A 23143-nucleotide genomic window follows, 5' to 3' on the forward strand; every position below is an offset into this window, starting at 1 on the left:
ATACCTCACTACAAACGGGCAATATCGTTAAAAATGGCAATCGCCATCAAAGTAAACAATAAAGAAGCGCCTATACGATAAGCCATACTCTGGATTCTTTCAGAGACAGGCTTTCGACGAACCGCTTCGATGCCAAAAAACATCAAGTGACCACCATCTAACATAGGAATAGGCAGCAAATTTAACACACCCAAACTCACACTAAGGTAGGCCATAAATTTAAGAAATGATTGCAAGCCGGAATCTGCTGATGCACTAGCAACTTTGGCAATCGTAATTGGACCTGACAAGTTATCAATGGAAATAAGGCCTTGTATCATTTTTCCAATAGAAGAAACCGTTAAAGCAGTCATTTTCCAGGTTTGCTGAGCGCCGTAATTCAGAGACTCGAACAAATTAAAATGGCGTTCTCGCAGTACACTCTCATCTAACTTAGGTGGCACTACTGCCAACCCAGCATAACCAACAATATCGTTACCTCGCTCTATTGAGCTAGGAACCATATTCAACACAGTACTTTTCCCTGAACGCATCACTTCAACAGCAACACGACTGCCTGGGTGGTTTTGAATCAAGATAACAAACTGCGTCCAACTATCGATAGGCTGTCCATTTGCCGCCACGACGCGGTCGCCCGCTTTGAACCCAGCCGCTTCAGCCGCGCCTTTCTCAACCACCTGAGCAATAACAGGAGCCACCTTGGGCTGCCATGGCATCACTCCAAACTCTTGAATCAAATTACTTGGATCTTGCCCTTTCAGCCAACGGTTTAATGTCAGCGAATCGCTTTCATTTTCTTTACTTATTTCTTCCTGATAGCGAACGGTAATGGTTCCGCTGGTTCCAATCAAGTCTGCTAACACTAAATTTACATCTTCCCACGAGCTTACCTTGCTACCATTAATAGCTAAAAGCTCATCACCAGGCTTAATATTGGTTTCAGAAATCGGACTATTGGGGGAAATATGACCCACTTTAGGTGCAAGTGACTGCAACCCCATAAGCGCAACCAATGCATAAATAACCACGGCTAAAATAAAATTCGCGAGCGGGCCTGCTGCCACAATAGCAATCCGCTGCCATACCGTTTTATTATTGAATGCCTGAGACTTCAAGGCGTCAGGGACATTACCTTCACGCTCATCGAGCATCCGAACATAGCCACCCAAAGGAATCATCGCAAGAGTAAATTCAGTCCCAGTTTTACCAATAAAGCGGTAAATGGGTTTGCCAAAACCAACCGAGAAACGCAACACCTTAACACCGCACTTACGCGCAACAAAAAAGTGACCAAATTCATGAAAGGTAATCAGCACACCCAGCGCGACAACAATGGAAAGAATGTCCTGAATCATAGCCAACCCTTCTTATTAATAATATTTGCTGTCGCCTGACGCGCTAGATGATCCGCCTCAAACACCACCTCCAGGGAGGTAACAGCATGACGATCAAGCTGATTCAATACCGCTCGATTGATTGTGGCAATATCAAGAAAGCCGATTTTCTTCTCAAGAAATGCGGCGACACTTACTTCATTGGCCGCGTTAAGGGTCGCCATCGCAGTACCGCCGGCATACCAAGCGTCTGACGCCAACTGTAAATTAGGGAAACGCTCTAAATCTGGCGCTTCAAAGTTCAACTGAGCAACCGACACCAAATCAAGCGCAGGCACCGCAGTTGTGATTCTTTCTGGCCAGGTCATGCCATAAGCAATGGGGATTTTCATATCAGGATTACCCATTTGCGCAATGACAGTACCGTCAACATAAGACGCCATTGAATGAACAATGCTTTCTGGATGCACCACCACATCAACCTCTGCAGGCGTTACCCCAAACAGCCAACAAGCCTCAATCAGCTCTAAGCCTTTGTTCATTAAGGAGGCGGAATCTATAGATATCTTTTGCCCCATAGACCAATTAGGGTGCTTACAGGCCTGTTCAGGCGTTACATGACGCATTTCTTCAAGCGACCAAGAGCGAAAAGGACCACCGGAGGCGGTGAGTAGCAATTTTTCGACGTGCTTTTTGTGCGCCCCTTGGGCATGCTGCGGAAGACTTTGAAAAATGGCATTGTGCTCACTGTCGATCGGCAGCAGCAATACATCATGATGCGCCACCTCATCCATGAATAACTGACCTGCGGTTACCAAAGACTCTTTATTAGCAAGCAGGATTCGCTTCTTTGCCCGAATGCCAGACAAGGTCGGCTTCAATCCAGCAAACCCCATGATGGCAGCCATCACTTGGTCGACATCATCATCCGCGGCAATGTCGGCTAACGCGTCTTCACCCCACTCAAAAGAGATATCCAGACCTTGACACTTTCGCGCCAGCTCATCACGCGCCTCAAGCGTCCCCATCACCACTCGATTTGGCTTAAAACGCTGACAGATATCAGCCATCTTATCGACACTAGAATGGGCAGAGGCGCAGACCAAATTGAATTTATCTGGGTGCTGCGCAATAATTTCCAGCGTACTTTGCCCAATAGAGCCAGTCGCACCAAGCAGACAAATACCTTGCATCACAACCACCCACAAATACTTAGCAGTAGCACAAATACAGGCGCAGCCGCCGTTAAACTATCCACGCGATCCATCACACCGCCATGCCCTGGAATCAAACGGCTTGAATCTTTTAATGACTCGTGGCGCTTAAACAAACTTTCAGTCAAATCTCCCAACACAGACACAGCCACAGTCAGCAAGCCGATCGCGGCTAACAGGGCCCATTGCAACCAGGAAAAATGAGAGATAACCGAAAACACCAGCAAACCAATTTGCGTAAACAACAAACCGCCAATCACACCTTCCCAAGACTTCCCTGGACTAACATGCACCGCCAGTTTATTTTTACCAAACGCCTTACCTGAGAAATAAGCACCCGAGTCTGCCCCCCAAATCAAGCCCATTAGCAACAACACCCAAACCACAAAGTTACTAGACTGTTTGAGCACGACTAAAGAAGCCCAGGTGGTAACAAGAATCAGCAAACCAAACAATAGACGGCCTATCGTATGCTGCCATCCCTTTAATGCTGGGTAGCTCATTACCCAATATAACGCGATCAGCCAAAGTATTGGGGCAACATATAGGATAGACTTCTGCAAATCCTGCTGATAAGTCAGCAGGCACAAGACGCCAACCAAAACAGAAAACGCTATTCGAGAAAATGCCTTTTGAACACCCGATAACCTTGCCCACTCCCAGCCAGCCAGCAGCACAACACCACCCATAGCCAGCATAAAGTTAGTTTCTTCTAAAACAAAGACAGCACAAACAAACAAGAAAACCATCACGATGGCACTGAGAATACGAGGGAGTAACATGAATTATCGACCACCATAGCGACGTTGGCGTTTTTGATAGAGCTGAATCGCTTCATCAAAATGCAATTGATCAAAATCCGGCCATAACACCGAAAGGAAGACAAACTCAGAATACGCGGTTTGCCATAATAAAAAATTACTTATGCGCTCTTCTCCAGAAGTGCGAATCAGCAAATCAGGCGCAGGAAGGTCCGCAAGCTGCATATGCTGCGCCAGCATCTCCTCATTAATTTCATCCGCTGAAATATTTCCTAACGCGACTTGAGCGGCAACTTTTTTAGCGGCTTGTGTAATATCCCAACGACCACCGTAGTTAGCCGCCACCACCAAAACCATCCCCGTATTACCAGAGGTTAACGCCTCAGCTTCTTGAATCTGTTGCTGGAGCTTTTCGCTAAAGCCAGACAGGTCTCCAACAATACGCAGGCAGATCTGGTGCTCATTTAAGCGCTTCACCTCTTTTTTCAGTGAACGCATAAACAACCCCATTAAGGCGTCTACTTCAGCCTGTGGGCGTTTCCAGTTTTCACTCGAAAAAGCAAACAAAGTAAGCACCTTAATGCCCGCTTTCGCTGCCATTTCTACCGTGCGACGAACCGCTGAAGCTCCTGCGGTGTGTCCTGCAATACTAGGCAGCAATCTTTTTTTCGCCCACCTATTATTACCATCCATAATAATGGCAATGTGACGTGGGATAGCATCAGAACACGTCCCTGATCCTGTCAATTTCGACATATATCTACCTTAGCCAATAAAAAGGGTGAGTCTAGCCCACCCCTTTCATTTAGATTTCCATCAAGTCTTTTTCTTTCGCAGCAAGACGCTCTTCAACTAAAGCAACGTATTTATCTGTGATTTTTTGCACTTGATCTTGACCACGACGCTCGTCGTCTTCGGAGATCTCTTTTTCTTTGACTAGGTCTTTCAAACTGCCATTCGCATCACGGCGAATATTACGGATCGCAATACGACCGCTTTCTGCTTCAGATTTTGCTTGTTTGAAGTAGTTACGGCGCGTTTCTTCCGTCAAAGCTGGCATAGGAATGCGAATCAAGCTGCCATTAGTAGCAGGATTCAGGCCTAAGTCAGACTTCATGATGGCTTTTTCAATTTCCGGAACTAAGTTGCTCTCCCAAGGCGAAACGCCTAGGGTACGTGCATCCTCAACGGTAATGTTCGCCACTTGGCTTAATGGTGTCTCAGAGCCGTAATAGTTCACTTTAACAGAATCCAAAATACTTGGGTGTGCACGCCCAGTACGGATTTTTTTAAATGCAGATTCAACAGAAGAAACCGCTTTACCCATGCGCTCTTCAGCATCTTTAAGAATTTCGTTGATCATAATATCCTCACTTAATCAGTGTGCCTTCGTCACCACCCACCATGATATTAGTCAAGGCGCCTGGCTTATTCATATTGAATACACGAATTGGCATAGCGTGGTCACGGGTTAAACAAATCGCAGTTAAGTCCATGACCCCTAATTGTTTTTCCAACACTTCGTCATAGCCTAATGTATCATACTTGACAGCAGATGGATCTTTCATTGGATCGGCAGAGTATACGCCATCCACTTTTGTCGCCTTCAACACCACGTCTGCATCAATCTCAATACCGCGTAAACAAGCAGCAGAGTCAGTAGTAAAGAAAGGGTTACCAGTACCAGCAGAAAAAATCATCACATCGCCTTCTTTAAGCAAACGCATTGCTCGGCGACGATCATAAGGCTCAACAATCCCAGTCATGGTAATCGCAGACATGACTCGAGTACGGATATTGGCTCGCTCTAGTGCATCACGCATTGCCAAGGCATTCATTACTGTTGCCAGCATCCCCATATGATCACCAGTCACACGGTCCATGCCCGCATTACTTAACGCTTGGCCGCGAAATAGGTTGCCACCACCGATAACAATACCCACTTCAACACCGATGCCACGCAACTGACCGATCTCAAGCGCAATTCTGTTCAATACTTTTGGATCAATACCAAATGATTCATCACCCATCAGGGCCTCACCACTCAGCTTAAGCAAAATTCTTTTGTAGTTTGGGCTCTTTTCTTTTGGCATCTCAATCTCCGACTAAGGTTATGTCTAAGGCAACAGATGGGTCTATTGGAACGACCTTTTTTCACACTCTTCTCTTCATAAAAAGGGGCAGTAAAACTGCCCCTTTTTTGAAAGACGTTACAGCAAGGATTAACCTTTAAGCTGTGCCGCTACTTCTGCAGCGAAATCTACTTCAGCAACTTCAATACCTTCACCCACTTCTAGGCGAATGAATGAAGCAACTTTAGCGCCAGCGTCTTTTACAAGTTGACCCACTTTAACTTCTGGGTTCTTAACAAAAGGCTGCTCAACTAGGCTGTTTTCAGCCAAGAACTTCTTCATACGACCAACAATCATTTTATCAACGATTTCAGCAGGTTTGCCCGCCATATCTGGTTGCGCACGAATAATTTCTTCTTCTTTCGCCAACACATCAGCAGGCATATCATCACCTTGCACAACGCGAGGAGAAACAGCAGCAACGTGCATAGAAACATCTTTAGCCAATTCAGCGTCACCGCCTTCAAGCTGAGTCAATACAGCGATTTGACCGTTACCGTGAAGGTAACCACCAACTAGACCACCCTCAACGATAACCGCACGACGAGGTGTGATGTTTTCACCGATTTTTTGAACTAGCGCTTCACGTGCTTGGCCAATTTCGCCAGCAAGCAATACTGCCATGTCAGTTTCTTTTGTTGCAAAAACAACATCAGCAACTTTGTTTGCGAAAGCAACAAAACCTTCATCGCGTGATGCGAAGTCAGTTTCAGAGTTGATTTCAACCAATACGCCGTAAGACGCATCGTCAGCAACACGCATAACGATAGTGCCTTCAGCAGCCGTACGACCTGCTTTTTTAGCAGCTTTCATACCACTAGATTTACGTAGCTCTTCAATTGCTACTTCGATGTCAGCGTTTGCTGCTGCTAGTGCTTTTTTGCACTCCATCATACCCAAGCCAGTGCGATCGCGTAGCTCTTTTACCAATGCTGCAGATACTGCGGCCATATCCAAATCCTCTTAATACAATTCAAATTTAAAAAAGGGGGCGAGATGCCCCCCTTTAGAAACCAGAACAAACTAAATAGTTTGCTTACGCTTCTGTAGCTTCGTTTACTTCAACAAACTCATCTGCAGAACCAGCTGTCGCAGAACGACCTTCTAGAACCGCATCAGCGAATGCAGAAACGTACAATTGAACAGCACGGATCGCATCATCGTTTGCAGGAATTACGTAATCGATGCCATCAGGATCGCTGTTTGTATCAACAATACCGATAACTGGAATACCAAGCTTGTTCGCTTCTTTGATGGCGATACGTTCGTGATCAACATCAACAACAAACATAACGTCTGGAAGACCGCCCATGTCTTTGATACCACCCATAGAAAGCTCAAGTTTTTCAAGCTCACGAGTACGCATCAAGGCTTCTTTCTTAGTTAGTTTTTCGAAAGTACCATCAGACATCTGAGCTTCAAGCTCACGAAGACGCTTGATAGATGTACGGATTGTTTTGTAGTTAGTCAACATACCACCTAACCAACGGTGGTTAACGTATGGCATGTTTGAACGAGCAGCTTGCTCTTTGATTGTTTTAGATGCAGCACGCTTAGTACCAACAAACAACACCTTGTTTTTGTTCTCAGCCATTTTCTTAACAAGCTCTAGTGCTTCGTTAAGAGCAGGAACAGTGTGCTCAAGGTTGATGATATGGATCTTGTTACGAGCACCAAAAATGAAAGGTTTCATTTTTGGGTTCCAGTAACGAGTTTGGTGACCAAAGTGTGAACCAACCTGCAATAGGTCGCGCATAGAAACTGTAGGCATTTTACTATCCTTTAATTTGGGTTATTTAAGCTTATCAACTAAGCGCATCAGCCAGACAAGGTTTAAAGCAACCATTGGCACCCCAGACACACTCACTTCACGTGATAAGATCGTTAGTTTAATATTTAGTTTTGCTTGCATTTGAGCATTAGCCCAACAAGCGGGCGATTTATACCATATTCTAGAACAAACCAAAAGACCTAAAGGGCGTTTTGCCAACGGCACATCCTCGCTTTTTTCACCGACAAAGGGGCGATTCTGCACAACAAGTCATGTAGAATAGCCACAAATTTAATACATCAAATATTGAAGACATTTTATTATGAGCAACGACATTTTAAAAAAAGTAGAAGCACTAACAAAAAATGGTCGCAGCGACGTTCCTTCATGGACACCTAGAGCCGCGGCCACTCGTTTTACTGATATCAGCGACATTGAAGGCATGCGCACGGCAGGAAAACTCGCGGCCGACGTTTTAGTTATGCTTGAAGAATTTGTCGTCCCTGGCGTCACCACCGAACAGCTAGACATCATCGCTCACAATTACATTATTGATGTGCAAGGCGCCATCCCTGCTCCACTAAATTACCACGGCTTTCCAAAGTCTTGCTGCACCTCAGTCAACGATGTTATCTGCCACGGCATCCCCAACGACAAAGCGCTAAAAAAAGGCGACGCCGTGAACATCGACATCACCATCATTAAGGACGGCTACTACGGCGACACCAGCCGCATGTTTTTTGCCGGTGACGCAGCCCCTCACATCCAGCGCCTTTGCAAAGTCACCCAAGAAAGTCTTTATCTTGCTATCGACATGGTTAAACCGGGCGTTCGCCTTGGTGACATCGGTGCCGCTATTTCAGCTTACGCCCACAAACACCACTACTCAGTTGTGGAAGAGTATTGTGGTCACGGTGTTGGCACCACTTTCCATGGCGAACCTCAAGTAGCCCATTACGGCACACCTGGAACGGGAGCCATTTTAGAAGAAGGCATGACCCTAACCATCGAGCCAATGATTAATGCGGGCAAAAAGCAGGTCAAACACACAGGTCCTGACAACTGGATAGCAAAAACTAAAGATGGCCGCCCTTCAGCTCAATATGAGCACACACTATTAGTGACAGCGACTGGCGTCGAAGTATTAACAAAACGCCCAGAAGAAACACGCTTCTATTAATATAGAAGCGTTCAGTCAGCCGTAACAAACACATTTAAGCTAATTTCTTGACCACCTACGCTCCGAGGCTTTTGTATGGATTTTCCTGCTTTTCCAGATGCTCCGCCGTTATTAACACAAGATGAAAAAGACGAGCTGGCAAAGCCATCCTGTCCAATACAGCGCTACAAAGCCATTTTGGAAGAGAAGACCGCCGCCTACGACAACCTTTTTCATTCTCTATACCCAATAGAGAAACTTGTAAAAGGCTTGTCTGCAGTTTACGACGAAGCCCTTCAATCGGCTTGGATTGCTAACGGTTTAGACACAGAAGAATCTGTCAGCTTGGTTGCCGTGGGTGGTTTTGGACGCAGCGAATTACACCCAAAATCCGACATCGACTTGCTTATTTTGGTGAAAGACGGCGCGACCCCAGAAAAAGATAAAATCGAAGCGTTTATTACCCTATTGTGGGACATTAACCTAGATGTCGGACATAGCGTGCGCACCATTAGCGAATGCGTCGAAATGGCTGCACAAGACATTACCGTCATTACCAACCTCATCGAATCCAGAACCCTATACGGCCCAGAAGAGCTGCTGGCCAATTTAAAGCTACACACTGACACTGCCCACATGTGGGACGGTCACACCTTCTACAAAGCCAAGCTAGAAGAACAAAAACGCCGTCACGCAAAGTACCAAAATACCGCCTACAACTTAGAGCCCAATCTCAAAGAATGCCCCGGCGGCTTACGAGATATGCAAGTCATTGATTGGGTTGCCAAGCGCCATTTACACACTCACCGCTTAAGCGCCTTAATTGATAAATCTTTTTTATCTGAAGATGAATACATACAACTAAAAGGCGCCGTTGGGCACCTTTGGCGCATTCGCTGGGCCCTGCATATGAATTCAGGACGCAAGGAAGACCGCTTACTGTTCGATCACCAGCGTACTTTAACCAAGGTATTCGGCTTTGACGACGATGACCTAAAGCGTAACGTCGAGCGTTTTATGCAAGGCTATTATCAAAGCGTGGCCGCTATTCAGCAATTAAACGATCTTCTATTACAACATTTTGAAGAGTCATTTTTATTGGCTGACGCCCAAGACGCCATCGAAGTACTTAATGAACGCTTTCAAACCTGCAATGGTCAGCTGGAAGCCAGATCCCCCACTTTATTCCAAGACAACCCGTCTGCCATGCTGGAAATGTACGTACTGCGAGGCAGTCACGAAAACATTAAAGGGATCCGCGCCAACACCATGCGTCAATTGCGCGACAGCCTAGATTTAGTCGATGACACATTTCGCAACGACAACAAAAATACCGCTCTATTTTTAGACATCATTGCCAGTCGATACCGACTGACCAGCATACTGCGCTCAATGAAACACATCGGCTTATTAGGGCGTTATTTACCTGAATTCGGCGCCATTATCGGCCAGATGCAACACGATCTTTTTCACATTTACACCGTCGACGCACACACTCTTCATCTGGTGGAAAACTTACGTCGTCTCTGGCTCCCAGAATTCAAGCAAAAGTTCCCTATTTCATCGCAAGCGATCCGCCACCTACCCAAAGTAGAACTGCTCTATATTGCTGGCCTATACCACGACATAGCCAAAGGCCGTGGCGGCGACCATTCCGAACTTGGCTGCATCGACGCTCAAGCATTTTGTGAACGTCACGGCCTCTCCAAAAGAGACACTGAACTGGTCGTTTGGCTAGTTCGAAACCACCTTTTCATGTCGGTTACCGCACAACGCAAAGACATCTCTGACCCTGAAGTAATTTGGGAATTTGCCAGCTACGTAAAAGACCAAGAACACCTTGATTACCTGTTCATCTTAACCGTCGCTGATATTAATGCCACCAACCCTACTATGTGGAACAGCTGGCGTGCCTCTTTAATGAGACAACTGTATCTAGAAACAAAACGCGCCCTACGTCGTGGCCTAGATTATCCAATAGACGCAGACATGCAGAGCGACGAACACAAACAACGCGCTTTAGAAGTCCTAATCGAACGCAACGTAGATTTTACCGATGCAGAAGAAGTCTGGTCACAAATTGAAGAGGAGTATTTCATTCGCTCAAATGGTGATGAAATTGCTTGGAACACTGAGGCCATTCTACGTCACCGTCCGAGCGTCAAACCTCTTGTGGCGATCAGCCCACTAGGAGGACGAAATTTCTCTGGTGCTAGCAAGGTCTTCATTTATACCCCAAACAGCCGTCATTTATTTGCCGTGACTGCCGCCATCTTCGAACAACTCGGCTTAACCATTCTCGACGCCAAAATCAGCAACACCACAGACAACTACACTCTAGACACTTTCGTGGTAATGGACGTTAATGAAAATGAAACCAGCCTGCATCTAGACCAACAAAGAATCACTGTGATTCGAGAAACACTGACGGAACAGCTCAACAATCCATCTATGTACGAAAGTCTAGTACAGCGCTACACACCTCGTATTTTAAAGATATTCAACTCCCCCGCGACCGCTCATTTTGTTAGCCAACCAGAAGAAGTCTGGTCAGCCCTTGAAGTAACAGCACCAGATCGCCCTGGTTTATTAGCCTTGATCGGTCAGTTCTTTGTGAACAACAAAATCATGTTACACAAAGCCAAGGTCGCGACCCTGGGCGAACGCGTAGAAGACACTTTTTATATCACCGAAGAAGATGGTGAGCTCATTACCGACAATGATCGAATGCGCTCTATTTGCGATCTTTTAAAAGAAAAAATTGACCGCTTTTCACAAGCCATGGACTAATTAGCCAATGAACCCTTTTATTGATTCTTTGCACCCTTATCCTTTTCAAAAGCTCTCTGAGCTTTTAGCAGGACATACACCCAACCCAGATAAGCCACTTATCCGTCTTACTATTGGGGAGCCGCAACACGACTCGCCAAAAATTGTCTTAGACACCTTGGCCAACACCCTCAATGGCGTCAATAAATACCCCAGTACCAAAGGGGAATTGGCCTTACGCAGCGCCATTGCGAACTGGACCAAATCACGCTTCCAACTGGATGAGCTTGACCCCGAAAGCCAAGTTCTGCCCGTCACTGGCACCCGTGAAGCCCTCTTTGCTATCACCCAGACGCTAGTCGGTGAAAAAGCCAATCCACTTGTCGTCAGCCCTAATCCGTTTTATCAGATCTATGAAGGGGCGGGTATATTGGCTGGCGCTGAACTTCACTTCTTGCCTTGTGGGCCGGATACCGCCTATAAAATCAACTACCAAGGCGTTAGCGATGACGTTTGGGCTCGCTGTGAATTGCTTTTTGTCTGCTCGCCGAACAATCCAAGCGGCAGCATCACCAGCTTAGAGGATTACGAGTTCCTGATCGCCAAAGCCAAGCAATTCAACTTCACCATTGTCGCTGACGAGTGCTACTCAGAAATCTATTTTGGCGACAACGCCCCTTTAGGATTGTTAGAAGCGTGCCAAAAACTGGGCAATACTTCATATGAGCATTGCCTGATTTTCCAATCCCTATCCAAACGCTCCAATTTGCCTGGCTTACGCTCTGGCTTTGTAGCCGGCGATGCAAGCTTACTTAAGCCGTTCTTGCTGTATAGAACCTATCAAGGTTGTGCCATGCCTATTCATCATCAAGAAGCGTCTATTACTGCCTGGAACGATGAAGAACATGTCGCACAGAATCGCGAAATCTACACACGTAAATTCAACAGCGTTCTCGAGATACTCAGCCCGGTAATGAAGGTCAGCAAACCAGAAGCGGGCTTCTATCTATGGCCGGAACTGGATATGGACGATGAAGCCTTCTGTATTGCACTGTACGAACAAGCCTCAGTACTGGTTTTACCTGGCAGCTACCTTGGCCGTGACGTTAACGGCAAAAACCCTGGCAGTAAACACGTCCGAATGGCTCTTGTTGCAGAAGAAGCACAATGTGTTGAAGCCGCCAAACGTATTCGCGACTTTATAACCACAAACAAATTAGCTAACAAATAATCCCTTAAAAACTCACTGGAGAACATAATGAGTGATCAAATTTTTGCATTCGGTCTTGGCATCGGCACCCAAAATAAAGAAGGCGACTGGCTAGAAGTTTTCTACCCTACACCAAGCACCAATGCAGAACAAAGCACCCTTGACGCCCTACTAGAAAGCACTAACTACGAAGGCGGAAACAGCACCCTAGTACTAGAAGAAGGCGACCTGAACCGCCTACACATGAGCCTTCTAAAAGCCGGCAACATTGAGCAAGCTGAGCTAGCGTCTCGCCTTAAAGCCTCTACACAACCTGTTGTATTGTGTGTTCTTGCGACCAATGAAGCCCCAACTAACCCAGCAGAAGCTTATCTTAAACTGCAACTAATCTCTCACCGTCTTGCACAACCACACAGTGTTGTTTTAGACGGCATGTTTGGTCTACTGATCAACACCGCATGGACGAGCGAAGGCCCAATTGATGTTCGCGAATTGGCAGACCGCCAACTCAGCGCACGCATGCAAGGTCGCACTATTGAAGTATTCAGTGTCGATAAATTCCCTAAAATGCTCAACTTTGTTGTACCTACCGGCATTCGTGTTGGCGATGGCGCACGCATTCGTTTAGGCGCACATCTGGGCGAAGGCACAACCGTTATGCACGAAGGTTTTGTAAACTTCAATGCCGGTACATTAGGCTCAAGCATGGTAGAAGGCCGTATTTCTGCAGGCGTAGTGGTTGGCAATGGCTCTGACCTAGGTGGCGGCTGTTCAACCATGGGCACATTGTCAGGCGGTGGTAACATAGTAATTGGCGTTGGCGAGAAATGCCTAATCGGCGCCAACGCTGGTATCGGCATCGGTCTTGGCGACCGCTGTACAGTAGAGTCCGGTCTTTACATCACAGCTGGTTCAAAAGTGGCCGTACTAGACGAAAACAACCAAGTTGTATCGACTGTAAAAGCCCGTGAGCTGTCAGGACAATCAGATCTACTATTCCGTCGTAACTCTGAAACTGGCGCAATCGAATGCAAAACCAATAAAACGGCGATTGCATTAAACGAAGCACTTCACGCACACAACTAATCAAACAAATAAGCCATGTCGACTAAGCTGACGACATGGCTTTCTTGGAGAGTAAAATGATTAGCATTTATGGCATAAAGAATTGCGACACCATGAAGAAGGCATTTCGCTGGCTCGATGAGCACAATATTGAGTATCAATTTTTCGACTACAAAAAAGTCGGTGTTGATAGCAAACTGGCAAAGCAATGGCTTGCTCAGCAAGATTGGCAACAGATCATTAATAAACGCGGCACTACTTGGCGCAAACTAGATGACGAAACAAAAGACGCCATGGACAACGCCAACGCCCTAGAAATCATGCAAGCTCAACCTTCTATCATTAAACGACCTCTTATTATCAAAGACAGCGAGATAATTTTAGGCTTCAATGCAGAAGAGTATCAGCGTCAATTTCTCAATTGACCGCTGATGGGTACACTCGTGGCAACTCTTTAGTTTGTTTTTTTACCACGGGTGTGACGCTAGGTCGATAACCTGCATTGGTAACATCAGACTGTATAACAGGGACAAAATAACTTTCCTGGGCAACCGGAGGCTCTAACAAGCTACAAGCACTCAACATGAACCCTAAAACAGCAATGACACTTAATTTCATAACCCACCTTTATCAAACATCCTGAATCTAGACAGGATAATTTATAAAGCAGTGAAAACCAATACAAAGGTAAAGAATGACTAACTTGTCCCCAACCCTAAAACTGGCCATCGACCTAATTTCTCGCCCTTCTGTGACACCAGAAGACGCTGGCTGCCAAGAAGTAATGATTCAACGCCTAGAACGTCTTGGTTTTCACGTTGAGTCCATGCCATTTGGTGAGGTTAAAAATTTCTACGCGAAACGCGGCTCATCTGGCCCTAATCTATGCTTTGCCGGCCATACAGACGTCGTACCAACAGGCCCTGAAGAAGAGTGGAAAGTTCCACCTTTTGCCCCAGAAATAGTCGACGGCATGCTTTATGGGCGCGGCGCAGCAGACATGAAAGGCAGCCTTGCAGCCATGGTCACCGCGGTTGAAAACTTTGTCACCGAACACCCGGACCATAAAGGGCAAATTTCCTTCCTCATTACCAGCGACGAAGAAGGCCCTTTTGTTGACGGCACCACTCGTGTTGTGGACGCACTCATGGCGCGCAATGAAACCGTAGATTGGTGCATCGTAGGCGAGCCTTCAAGCACAAATACATTGGGCGATATCATTAAAAACGGCCGTCGTGGCTCATTCAGTGGCAACCTAACCATTCACGGTAAGCAAGGCCATGTTGCTTACCCACACCTCGCAGAAAACCCAATTCATTTGGCTGCACCAGCACTTGCAGAACTGTCGAATACACACTGGGATGACGGTAATGAGTTTTTTCCACCTACCAGCTTTCAAGTGTCTAACATTCAAGCTGGCACGGGTGCCACTAACGTCGTCCCAGGAAAACTGAACACTCAATTCAACTTCCGTTTCTCATCAGAGTTAGACTTTGACACCCTAAAAGAACGCGTCATCGAGATACTTGATAAACATCAACTACGCTACGACGTAGAATGGACCTACAATGGCTTACCCTTCTTAACTCGCCCAGGTGAACTCGTTGACGCCATTACGACCGCTGTGCAAGATACCGTCGGCATTACCCCAGAACTGTCAACATCAGGCGGCACATCAGATGGCCGATTTATTGCTAAAATGGGCACCCAAGTTGTTGAACTTGGTCCTATTAACGCCACCATTCACCAACTGAACGAATGTGTTGATGCACAAAGCCTGAATCAGCTTAGCGATATTTACCAAGGCATATTAACCAATTTATTCGCCAACACTAGCCAAGCATGAAAATCCAAAGCCGCTTACATAAGTTAGCCATGAGACTGGGCAACAACCCCAGGATTGCGCTAATCAAAATGATCCAAGGCGGACTTTTATTTGCTTTTGGCGTTCTCATGATAATGGTATCCAACCAAGTTCTTAGCGACTCCATTAGCCAAGAATTTATCGCCCTTATTGGACTAATAGTGGCTGGAGCGGGCATACTCTGGAGCGCTGTTGGCTACCTATCAATGAGCGTATTAAGGCTGTATAACATGATCAATAAAAAGGATTAAAGGATGCAACCTGACATCGAAATATATGTATTATCCTGCCCAACTGATACTATTGTCAGCTGGCTGAGTCAGACATTTACTCTGCTCGAACAAAGCCAGCCTACTCCACTATGCACTAAAGTGACGCTGGAATTTAATGGCCACACCATCCCGGTAACCATTTTAGAGCAAGCTTCAGGAAAGCGTTTCACCTCCATTTGGTTTGACTCTAGCCATACGCCTTGGGAAACAGATATTCTCTGCGCCAAAGACGCTTACAGCAGCTTAAACTGCGAAGTGCGCTGCAATTATCAAGGCTGGGAAGAAGAAGGCGACCAAGACCCAGATCAATGGTGGAAAATTAACAGTCACGGTGAAGGTCCTTTTGTCTGGAACTGAATAACCGTCACACTCCTACTAACTATTCTATAAAACGATTAAGCGAGTCGATTCATGCAAATTACACTTCTAAAAGGCAAACTTCATATGGCAAGCGTCTCCCAAGCAGAGCTTTGGTATGACGGTTCATGCGCTATTGATAAAGACCTTGTAGAATTAGCGGGGTTTCGAGAGTTTGAAAAAATAGACATCTATAATGTTGATAACGGCGAGCGTTTTCACACTTACGTCATCCTAGCAGAAGCAGGCTCAGGCACCATTTCGATGAATGGCGCGGCGGCGCGAAAAGTTCAAGTTGGCGACCGAGTGATCATTGCCACTTACGGCCAGTTCGACGAGAAAGAAGCAGATAACTTCGAACCTAAACTAGTCTACTTAAACAAAGACAATACCGTCGAGCGCACGACTAACACCATCCCAGTGCAGAAAGACTAATCCGCTGCCAGCGCCAACAAAAAAGCCAGCTATTTAGCTGGCTTTTTGATTTTTAACGCAATACTTGATCTAAAGCAGGATTAACCTAATACAGCCAAAGCGGCATCATAATCAGGTTCATCTGCAATTTCAGCGACTTGCTCTGTGTACAGAACGCTGCCGTTTTCATCTAATACAATTACCGCACGAGACAACAAACCCACCAGCGGACCTGTGCTGAAAGTTAGACCGTAGTCATCGCCAAAAGAAGAACGGAAGCTTGAACCAGTATCAACATGATCAATGCCTTCTGCACCACAAAAACGCGCTGCAGCGAATGGCAGATCCGCAGAAACACAAAGCACATTAACCCCTTTTAAAGCGGCAGCTGACTCATTGAACTTTCGCACGGAAGTGGCACAAGTTGGCGTGTCAATAGAAGGAAAAACATTTAGAACTAGCTTAGCGCCTTGGTAATCACTCAATGTCGCCAAAGACAAATCCGTCTTTACTAATTCGAATGCTGGCGCCTGCGTACCAACAGCAGGAAGCTCACCTACTGTCTCGATTGGATTACCTTTCAGTGTTACTGATGACATGATCTTTTCCTTACCTATTTATAAGAATGTACTAGCCGCGAACAATAGATACGTTCTCAGCCTGTTTACCCTTTTCGCCTTCTGTTACATAGAAGCGAACCAGCTGGCCTTCAACTAAAAAACGGCGACCACGGCCACGAATAGCGCGGTAGTGAACAAAAACGTCGTCTCCATTTTCCATGGTTAAAAAGCCGAAGCCTTTTGAAGAGTTAAACCATTTTACCGTGCCTTGCTCACGATCGTCATCCTCATCTTCTTCAGATTGAGACGCCGCACTTGAGCCACGCTCTTGACTCACCATAGCACCAACGTAAACAGACACGAAAAGAAACGCAAAATAAACCAAATAGTTGCTACCTATTTCATCACCTAATACTGCGGCAATTAATAAAGGAACAACAAGAGCAATAATTAGACTGGTAACAAACGCACGCATTGAAAATAAAGCAGAACCAACAGAAGATCCTTTGTGACTCGTAACATTATCCTGATGATCATTCATAACTGTGTCTCTTGTTAAATTAATATATTTTATGATTCGAAAGGAGGAATTACCTAAGTAAAAAATCTCTCGTTAAACTCGTACAAATGTGAAAAGTTAAAAGTTTTTACCACTCTCTTACTAAATTAGCGTGTGAAGCGACATAAGATCATAGTAAAATAGCTTGCTTCTTTCAAAAGCAAACTCCGCGCCATTTTCTATTCTAATGTGCAAAGAAGATGCATGCAACATATAGAAAGGCTCCGAAATTAAGAGCTTAGCATATTAAGGTTAACATACTGATGCCACCAATGAATACCTTAGACACAGAGCAGCGTATTGACGAACTCGAATACAAACTTCAATTTCAAGAAGACACGATCGACAGTCTAAATCAGTCCCTAATTGTGCAACAAAAAGACCTACTGTTGATGAAAGAAAAACTCATCATGCTGGAGAAACAATTAGAAGCCAACCGCCAACAGCAAAATATCGTGGAAGGCGAAACACCGCCTCACTATTAATTAACTGTTACTGCATTTATCATCCAGCGATTTTAGAACATAAACATCAAAACGCCCTGCCTTACCCTCTAATTGATAAGTAGGCTCTGTATTATTTAAATAAGGAGCCCCTTTTGGGCGTTTTACCACCACACGGTAATTTGCAACTTCCAACGCTTTTGGCAGCAATAAATCTGCATCTTCGTCTTTCCCTACTAGATCCCTAAAAAACGCCATTTCTTTTTTCGCAGCAGCAGAAGATTTATCTGTATGCGGATACATGGGGTCAAGAAAAACCACATCAAAACGCGCCTCTGTGACACTCTTAATAGTTCCCTCCAGTAACGGCATACGAGCAACGATAGTAGACACTTCAGAATGATTTAAGGCACGACGCAGACCATCTTCTAATAACGCCCTAACAAACCCTACTCGCTCACATAAAGAAACGTGACAACCAAGGCTTGCTAACACAAATGCGTCTCGACCAAGTCCTGCGGTGGCATCTAATACGGATAAATTAGACTGCTTATTCAGCCCCACTGCTTTAGCAATATCCTGCCTTTTACCACCACCAAACCGTCGCCGATGGTCCACCGCCCCAGAAGTAAAATCAATCACCACTGGCTTTGGCGCACCTTTGCCGGTTTTCGCCAAGGCTAAGCTATGCTCACCCCTGATCAGTAGATAATCGAATTCATCAACGTATTTCAGCGCCACCTCTAAAGAAAAGTATGGCAACAAAAGTGCGCTCGCTAATGCTTGCGCATCGGCTTCACAACAAGGCGTATCAGTAGCAACAGCAAGAGAATTTAACAAAGCGCTTGTTCCAATAAGAAAATGACTAAAAAAAAGCAAGAAAGCACGGCGCACTAAGCGCAAGAGGAAACGAGAAAAACAATACTAAAGGAAACATAGAAAGGCGAGGAATAAAGAGAGCAAAAGAGCGCTTTGATGATTAAAGCCACTCTCCTTTTTCCTGTTTTCGTTATCTTTTACCTATTTTTGGCGCCTGCTTTTCCCAAGTAATTTCATCTCGTAAATAAATCGGCATCGCGTCATAGGCGGATACGGTTTTTCCTTGAGAGAATAACTCTTGGGCTAGCTGCGCAATACACGCTGCTCGTGGCGCAACCTCCAAGAGGACTTGGTCAGGCTTGCTTGGCAATAACTGGCTTAGCACTTCGTCATAAAGCCAACCAGAACCAACACCTTGGTAACTAACATCAAATTTAGGCAGGTTTTCAGGTTTGGCGACCTGCTCATCAAAGAGACAGTCAATCAGGTAATGCCCCTCGACCTTATTCACATGGTAGCCAGCCACATAAACTTCTCCCATACGAGCATCCAAAGCCGACAACCAATATGGCTGCCCAGTCTTTTGAAAACCCTCTAATGCTTGGGCTGCCAAGGTAGAAACGGGGATCACAGGCAGGTCAGCACCATATGCCAAGCCTTGAACCACGCCAGCACTGATCCTAAGCCCAGTAAAGGAGCCTGGACCACGACCGAACGCAATCGCGTCCAGATCAGCCAAAGCTAAGCCCGCTTGCGCAAGAATCTGTTCTACCATAGGCAAAATCAGGTCATTATGTTGACGCGGTGCCATGCGAAAATCTTCTAACACCACCCCATCAATGTTCAACGCCACTGAGCAAGCTGGCGTTGATGTGTCCAAAGCTAAAATTGCAGTCATTAAAAATTAAGCCTTTAATGAAGCCAACAAGCTTTGTTTGATTTCATTTAAATCACCCACGCCATTCACTTTCACAAACTTAGGGGCGTTAACGCTGTCCGCTTTCAACCAATCTTGGTAGTAACCGATTAGCGGAGCCGTTTGCTCATGATAAACACCAAGACGTTTGCGTACTGTTTCTTCTACGTCATCAATACGCTGAACAAGGTCTTCACCTGTCACATCATCTTTGCCTTCCACTTTAGGTGGATTATAAACAACGTGGTAAGTGCGGCCTGATGCTTCATGCACACGACGACCGCTCATACGTTTAACGATTTCTTCGTCTGCCACATCGATCTCAACAACATAATCGATTTCTACACCCGCGTCTTTCAATGCATCCGCTTGTGGAAGAGTACGTGGGAAACCATCAAACAAAGCACCTTTAGCACAATCATCTTGCGTTAGACGCTCTTTAACCAACCCAATAATAATATCGTCGGAAACTAATTGTCCGGCATCCATTACCGCTTTCGCTTTCAGCCCTAACTCACTACCTGCTTTTACCGCGGCACGCAGCATGTCTCCGGTAGAGATTTGTGGAATGCCGAACTCTTCCGTAATGAATTGTGCCTGAGTACCTTTACCAGCGCCTGGCGCACCTAATAATATTACTCGCATAAAAAAGTCTCCAAAAGTCAGTCTATAAACTGAAACACAAGTCTATCTGCCGTACTTTAAACGCACGCAAAAAAGGCGCGAAAAGACAGCGTAAAGGCAGACAACCTGCAAAGTAAAAATTGAATGGCTGCCAAGCATACCCAAGCAAGCCTTCAAGATGCAAATTTACTGTCCTATTTTCGCTATTTTCGCGCCTTTTTTGGTTAAAAACTAACCGTTTTTGATTTAGCCCGTGTTTTGCATGCCGCTCGCGATGCCAGCCATGGTAATCATCAGAGCTTTATTCACCTCAGGGTTTTCAGCACTCTTACGACTACGGTAGAGCAATTCAGCCTGTAAATAGTGCAGAGGATCAATATATGGGTTACGCACATCAATAGACAGGCGAATCGTTTTATTGTCTTCAATTAAACGCTGTTGCTGCTTAAGCTCTTTCACCAAACGACTTACCTGAGCTAACTTATTGCGTAATAGGCGCCCTAAACCTTGCAGCTCATCACCTACTAAACGCTTTTCATAATATTCGGAAATCTCAGGCTCGGCTTTTGCCAGCACCATGTCCAGCATATCTAAATAAGCACCGAAGAAAGGCCACTTACCGTGCATTTCTCGTAACTTGTCTAGATTACCCGACTCTATCGCCTGCTCCAGTGCGCTTTCAGCCCCTAACCACGCAGGCAGCATCAAACGAATTTGCATCCAGGCAAAGATCCAAGGAATGGCCCTCAAGCTCTCTACGCCGCCGTCAGAGCGTCTGCGGGCAGGTCTTGAGCCAAGCGGCAACTTAGCCAGCTCTTGCTCTGGCGTAGTGGCCCTAAAGTAAGGCACAAAATCCTCATGACCCAACACAATTGAGCGGTATTGATTCATCCCCACTTCAGCCATTTCATCCATAATGGCGCGCCACTCTTCTTTAGGCTCAGTCGTTGGCATTAATGTCGCTTCCAGCACCGCTGAGCAATAAAGCTCAAGAGAGCGTACTGCTATATCAGGGATACCAAATTTGAAACGGATCATTTCCCCTTGTTCCGTTACCCGAATCGCACCGTTTACCGACCCTGGAGGCTGAGACAAAATAGCCACATGAGCAGGACCGCCGCCACGACCAACAGTGCCGCCACGGCCATGAAATAAGGTCAGATGCACGCCATGTTTTTTGCATAAGCGAGTCAGCGCTTCTTGCGCGCGATATTGCCCCCAAGTGGCGGCTATTTGGCCAGCATCTTTTGCTGAGTCCGAATAACCTATCATGACTTCTTGGCGACCATCGATATAAGCTTTATACCAAGGCAAAGAAAACAATTGCTCGATAATTGGCTCGGCGTTATCAAGGTCTGCTAGGGTTTCAAAAAGCGGCACAATGCGCATTGCAAACGACACCCCAGACTCTTTCAAAAGCAACGCAACGGCCAGCACATCCGATGGCGCGCTTGCCATAGAAATCACATAGGAGCCAAATGAATTCGCCTCGCCTTTAGCAATCATCGAAAAAGTGTCTAGTACCTCTTTAACATCCGCGGTGGGAGACCAGCTTGAAGGCAACAAGGGGCGTTTAGAATTCAGCTCGGTCAATAGAAAAGCCTGTCGAGATGCTTCATCCCACTCTGCGTAATCCCCCACCCCGTAAAAACGCGTAATAGCAGATAGGGCTTCAATATGGCGCGAAGCATCTTGTCGTACATCCAAACGCACCAGCGTCATGCCAAACGTCGCGGCACAGCGAATCAAATCAAGCAAAGAGCCATTGGCAATCACCTTCATTCCGCAATCAATCAAAGACTGATAACACAACACCAAATCGTCGTAGAGCTCTCGACTGTTTAACATAATGTTATCATCCGCCACGGCTTTCCCATCGAGGCGGGCTTTGGCCCAATTTTTGGTGGCTACTATTTTGCTTTCCAAACGGCGTAATACATCCCGATATGGTTGCGCACTGTCACCAACACGAGCGCGCAACGCCGCATTACATTGCGTCATAGAAAATTCAGAACGCAATACACTCAAATCTTTAATATATAAGTCTGCCGCCATCCAGCGAGCCAGCAAAGTCACCTCTTCAGTCACTTTATGTGTCACATTCGGGTTGCCATCACGATCCCCACCCATCCAAGTGGCAAAGCGAATCGGAGCTAAATCAAGAGGTAACTGCAAGCCTTCAGCGTGCTCATTTATCTGCGCATCCAGCTGCCTGAAGAAACGCGGTACGGCTTGCCATAAAGACTGCTCTATAACCGCGAACCCCCACTTAGCCTCATCAACTGGCGTCGGTCTGTCTTCACGGATTTCATCCGTATGCCATGCTTGCGTGATAATTTCTTTGAGACGGCGTATATGCTTAGTTTTTTCCAGCGGCAATATATTGTCTTTGTCTAGCGCTTCTAATTCAGTGGAGATATTGTCGTATTTACGAATCAAAGAACGACGCACGACTTCGGTTGGGTGCGCTGTAAGCACCAACTCAATAGATTGTTCTTGCAAAGACGCCAACATTTGCTCACCCGACACTCCTTTGTCAGATAAACGCGAAAGCAAATCCCCCACTGGGTTGTGATACACCCCTAAACTCTCATTGGTACGGCGACGGTGAACTCTATGGTATTGCTCAGCAATGTTAGATAAGTTGAGAAATTGGTTAAACGCACGAGCAACGGGAACAATATCTTTATCATCCAGCGCTTCAAGGGCTTCGATTAACGCAGCAGAGTCCCCAGTTTGACGCCCCTCTTTTGATAGCAATCGAATGTTTTCAACTTTTTCTAAAAATGCATCCCCTAGATGATTACTCATGGTTTCCCCAAGGCAATCTCCTAAAAGTCGGACATTTTCCCGTAACGATGCTTGATTATCACTCACTTCACCCTCCTTCCGCTAAAAAA

25 protein-coding genes are annotated in these 23143 nt (G+C 45.9%); 10 read left to right on the forward strand and 15 right to left on the reverse strand.

The genetic code is table 11. The features are described 5' to 3' along the window. Window positions 1-8: 8 nt before the first annotated feature. The 8 genes from rseP to rpsB form a co-directional block, all read right to left on the reverse strand. Window positions 9-1355, reverse strand: coding sequence for a sigma E protease regulator RseP (gene rseP / locus DFP81_RS02220; protein ID WP_115896121.1), 1347 nt, complete (start codon window positions 1353-1355; stop codon window positions 9-11). Next, complete coding sequence (ispC, locus tag DFP81_RS02225) at window positions 1352-2527, reverse strand: 1-deoxy-D-xylulose-5-phosphate reductoisomerase (RefSeq protein WP_115896122.1); 1176 nt, start codon at window positions 2525-2527, stop codon at window positions 1352-1354. The genes rseP and ispC overlap by 4 nt, the downstream gene beginning before the upstream one ends. Further along, complete coding sequence (locus DFP81_RS02230) at window positions 2527-3330, reverse strand: phosphatidate cytidylyltransferase (RefSeq protein WP_115896123.1); 804 nt, start codon at window positions 3328-3330, stop codon at window positions 2527-2529. Before DFP81_RS02230 ends, ispC begins: the two co-directional genes overlap by 1 nt. A gap of 3 nt (window positions 3331-3333) precedes the next feature. Further along, a complete protein-coding gene (locus DFP81_RS02235) occupies window positions 3334-4065 on the reverse strand; it encodes an undecaprenyl pyrophosphate synthase (RefSeq protein ID WP_115896124.1) in 732 nt (243 codons plus the stop codon). Between the two features lie 49 nt (window positions 4066-4114). Continuing rightward, window positions 4115-4672: a ribosome recycling factor gene (gene frr, locus DFP81_RS02240; protein WP_115896125.1), complete on the reverse strand. Its 558-nt coding sequence runs from the start codon at window positions 4670-4672 to the stop codon at window positions 4115-4117. A 7-nt stretch (window positions 4673-4679) separates the two neighbouring features. Next, a complete protein-coding gene (gene pyrH, locus DFP81_RS02245) occupies window positions 4680-5402 on the reverse strand; it encodes a UMP kinase (RefSeq protein ID WP_115896126.1) in 723 nt (240 codons plus the stop codon). Between the two features lie 129 nt (window positions 5403-5531). Then, the gene (gene tsf, locus DFP81_RS02250) at window positions 5532-6392 is read right to left on the reverse strand and encodes a translation elongation factor Ts (RefSeq protein ID WP_115896127.1); all 861 of its coding nucleotides are present in this window, start codon (window positions 6390-6392) and stop codon (window positions 5532-5534) included. A gap of 85 nt (window positions 6393-6477) precedes the next feature. Further along, on the reverse strand, window positions 6478-7212 hold the full coding sequence (gene rpsB, locus DFP81_RS02255) for a 30S ribosomal protein S2 (protein WP_115896128.1): 735 nt from the start codon (window positions 7210-7212) through the stop codon (window positions 6478-6480). Between the two features lie 322 nt (window positions 7213-7534). On the opposite strand from rpsB, the gene map reads away from it, so the two are divergent. From map to DFP81_RS02285, 5 genes are all read left to right on the forward strand, one after another. Continuing rightward, complete coding sequence (gene map / locus DFP81_RS02265; RefSeq protein ID WP_220342778.1) at window positions 7535-8392, forward strand: type I methionyl aminopeptidase; 858 nt, start codon at window positions 7535-7537, stop codon at window positions 8390-8392. Between the two features lie 75 nt (window positions 8393-8467). Beyond that, entirely contained in the window at window positions 8468-11161 is a 2694-nt protein-coding gene (gene glnD / locus DFP81_RS02270) for a [protein-PII] uridylyltransferase (RefSeq protein ID WP_115896130.1), read from the forward strand. A 7-nt stretch (window positions 11162-11168) separates the two neighbouring features. After that, entirely contained in the window at window positions 11169-12371 is a 1203-nt protein-coding gene (gene dapC, locus DFP81_RS02275; RefSeq protein ID WP_115896131.1) for a succinyldiaminopimelate transaminase, read from the forward strand. Window positions 12372-12398: 27 nt separating this feature from the next. Next, window positions 12399-13436 (forward strand): 2,3,4,5-tetrahydropyridine-2,6-dicarboxylate N-succinyltransferase, encoded by a 1038-nt coding sequence (dapD, locus tag DFP81_RS02280; RefSeq protein ID WP_115896132.1) that lies wholly within the window; start codon window positions 12399-12401, stop codon window positions 13434-13436. Between the two features lie 56 nt (window positions 13437-13492). After that, entirely contained in the window at window positions 13493-13840 is a 348-nt protein-coding gene (locus DFP81_RS02285) for an ArsC family reductase (RefSeq protein WP_115896133.1), read from the forward strand. On the opposite strand, the gene DFP81_RS02290 is transcribed toward DFP81_RS02285, so the two are convergent. Continuing rightward, a complete protein-coding gene (locus tag DFP81_RS02290) occupies window positions 13833-14033 on the reverse strand; it encodes a hypothetical protein (protein ID WP_115896134.1) in 201 nt (66 codons plus the stop codon). The two genes, DFP81_RS02285 and DFP81_RS02290, sit on opposite strands and share 8 nt — an antisense overlap. A 76-nt stretch (window positions 14034-14109) precedes the next feature. Between DFP81_RS02290 and dapE the strand changes: the two genes are divergently transcribed. The 4 genes from dapE to panD are packed head-to-tail and all read left to right on the forward strand — an operon-like array spanning window position 14110 to window position 16343. After that, entirely contained in the window at window positions 14110-15261 is a 1152-nt protein-coding gene (gene dapE, locus DFP81_RS02295) for a succinyl-diaminopimelate desuccinylase (protein ID WP_115896135.1), read from the forward strand. Continuing rightward, window positions 15258-15530 carry a hypothetical protein gene (locus DFP81_RS02300; protein WP_245959060.1) on the forward strand — a complete coding sequence of 91 codons (273 nt, stop codon included), beginning with the start codon at window positions 15258-15260 and terminating at the stop codon, window positions 15528-15530. Before dapE ends, DFP81_RS02300 begins: the two co-directional genes overlap by 4 nt. A 3-nt stretch (window positions 15531-15533) precedes the next feature. Continuing rightward, window positions 15534-15908, forward strand: a complete 375-nt coding sequence (locus DFP81_RS02305; protein ID WP_115896136.1) for a hypothetical protein — start codon at window positions 15534-15536, stop codon at window positions 15906-15908. Between the two features lie 54 nt (window positions 15909-15962). Next, the gene (panD, locus tag DFP81_RS02310; RefSeq protein ID WP_115896137.1) at window positions 15963-16343 is read left to right on the forward strand and encodes an aspartate 1-decarboxylase; all 381 of its coding nucleotides are present in this window, start codon (window positions 15963-15965) and stop codon (window positions 16341-16343) included. An 80-nt stretch (window positions 16344-16423) separates the two neighbouring features. Here panD and tpx read toward each other — a convergent pair whose 3' ends face one another. Both tpx and DFP81_RS18485 read right to left on the reverse strand, forming a co-directional pair. Then, on the reverse strand, window positions 16424-16921 hold the full coding sequence (gene tpx, locus DFP81_RS02315) for a thiol peroxidase (protein WP_115896138.1): 498 nt from the start codon (window positions 16919-16921) through the stop codon (window positions 16424-16426). A gap of 31 nt (window positions 16922-16952) precedes the next feature. Then, window positions 16953-17423 (reverse strand): cold-shock protein, encoded by a 471-nt coding sequence (locus tag DFP81_RS18485; protein WP_115896139.1) that lies wholly within the window; start codon window positions 17421-17423, stop codon window positions 16953-16955. A 281-nt stretch (window positions 17424-17704) separates the two neighbouring features. On the opposite strand from DFP81_RS18485, the gene DFP81_RS02325 reads away from it, so the two are divergent. Beyond that, a complete protein-coding gene (locus DFP81_RS02325; RefSeq protein ID WP_245959061.1) occupies window positions 17705-17926 on the forward strand; it encodes a SlyX family protein in 222 nt (73 codons plus the stop codon). On the opposite strand, the gene DFP81_RS02330 is transcribed toward DFP81_RS02325, so the two are convergent. The 4 genes from DFP81_RS02330 to ppc form a co-directional block, all read right to left on the reverse strand. Further along, window positions 17927-18724, reverse strand: a complete 798-nt coding sequence (locus tag DFP81_RS02330; protein WP_115896140.1) for a class I SAM-dependent methyltransferase — start codon at window positions 18722-18724, stop codon at window positions 17927-17929. It lies immediately after the preceding gene. Between the two features lie 169 nt (window positions 18725-18893). Next, window positions 18894-19601, reverse strand: a complete 708-nt coding sequence (tsaB, locus tag DFP81_RS02335) for a tRNA (adenosine(37)-N6)-threonylcarbamoyltransferase complex dimerization subunit type 1 TsaB (RefSeq protein WP_115896141.1) — start codon at window positions 19599-19601, stop codon at window positions 18894-18896. A 6-nt stretch (window positions 19602-19607) separates the two neighbouring features. Then, entirely contained in the window at window positions 19608-20264 is a 657-nt protein-coding gene (gene adk, locus DFP81_RS02340; protein ID WP_115896142.1) for an adenylate kinase, read from the reverse strand. Between the two features lie 225 nt (window positions 20265-20489). Beyond that, on the reverse strand, window positions 20490-23120 hold the full coding sequence (gene ppc, locus DFP81_RS02345; protein WP_115896143.1) for a phosphoenolpyruvate carboxylase: 2631 nt from the start codon (window positions 23118-23120) through the stop codon (window positions 20490-20492). Window positions 23121-23143 lie beyond the last annotated feature (23 nt).

Source organism: Marinomonas pollencensis, assembly GCF_003387375.1.
Classification (GTDB): Bacteria; Pseudomonadota; Gammaproteobacteria; order Pseudomonadales; family Marinomonadaceae; genus Marinomonas; species Marinomonas pollencensis.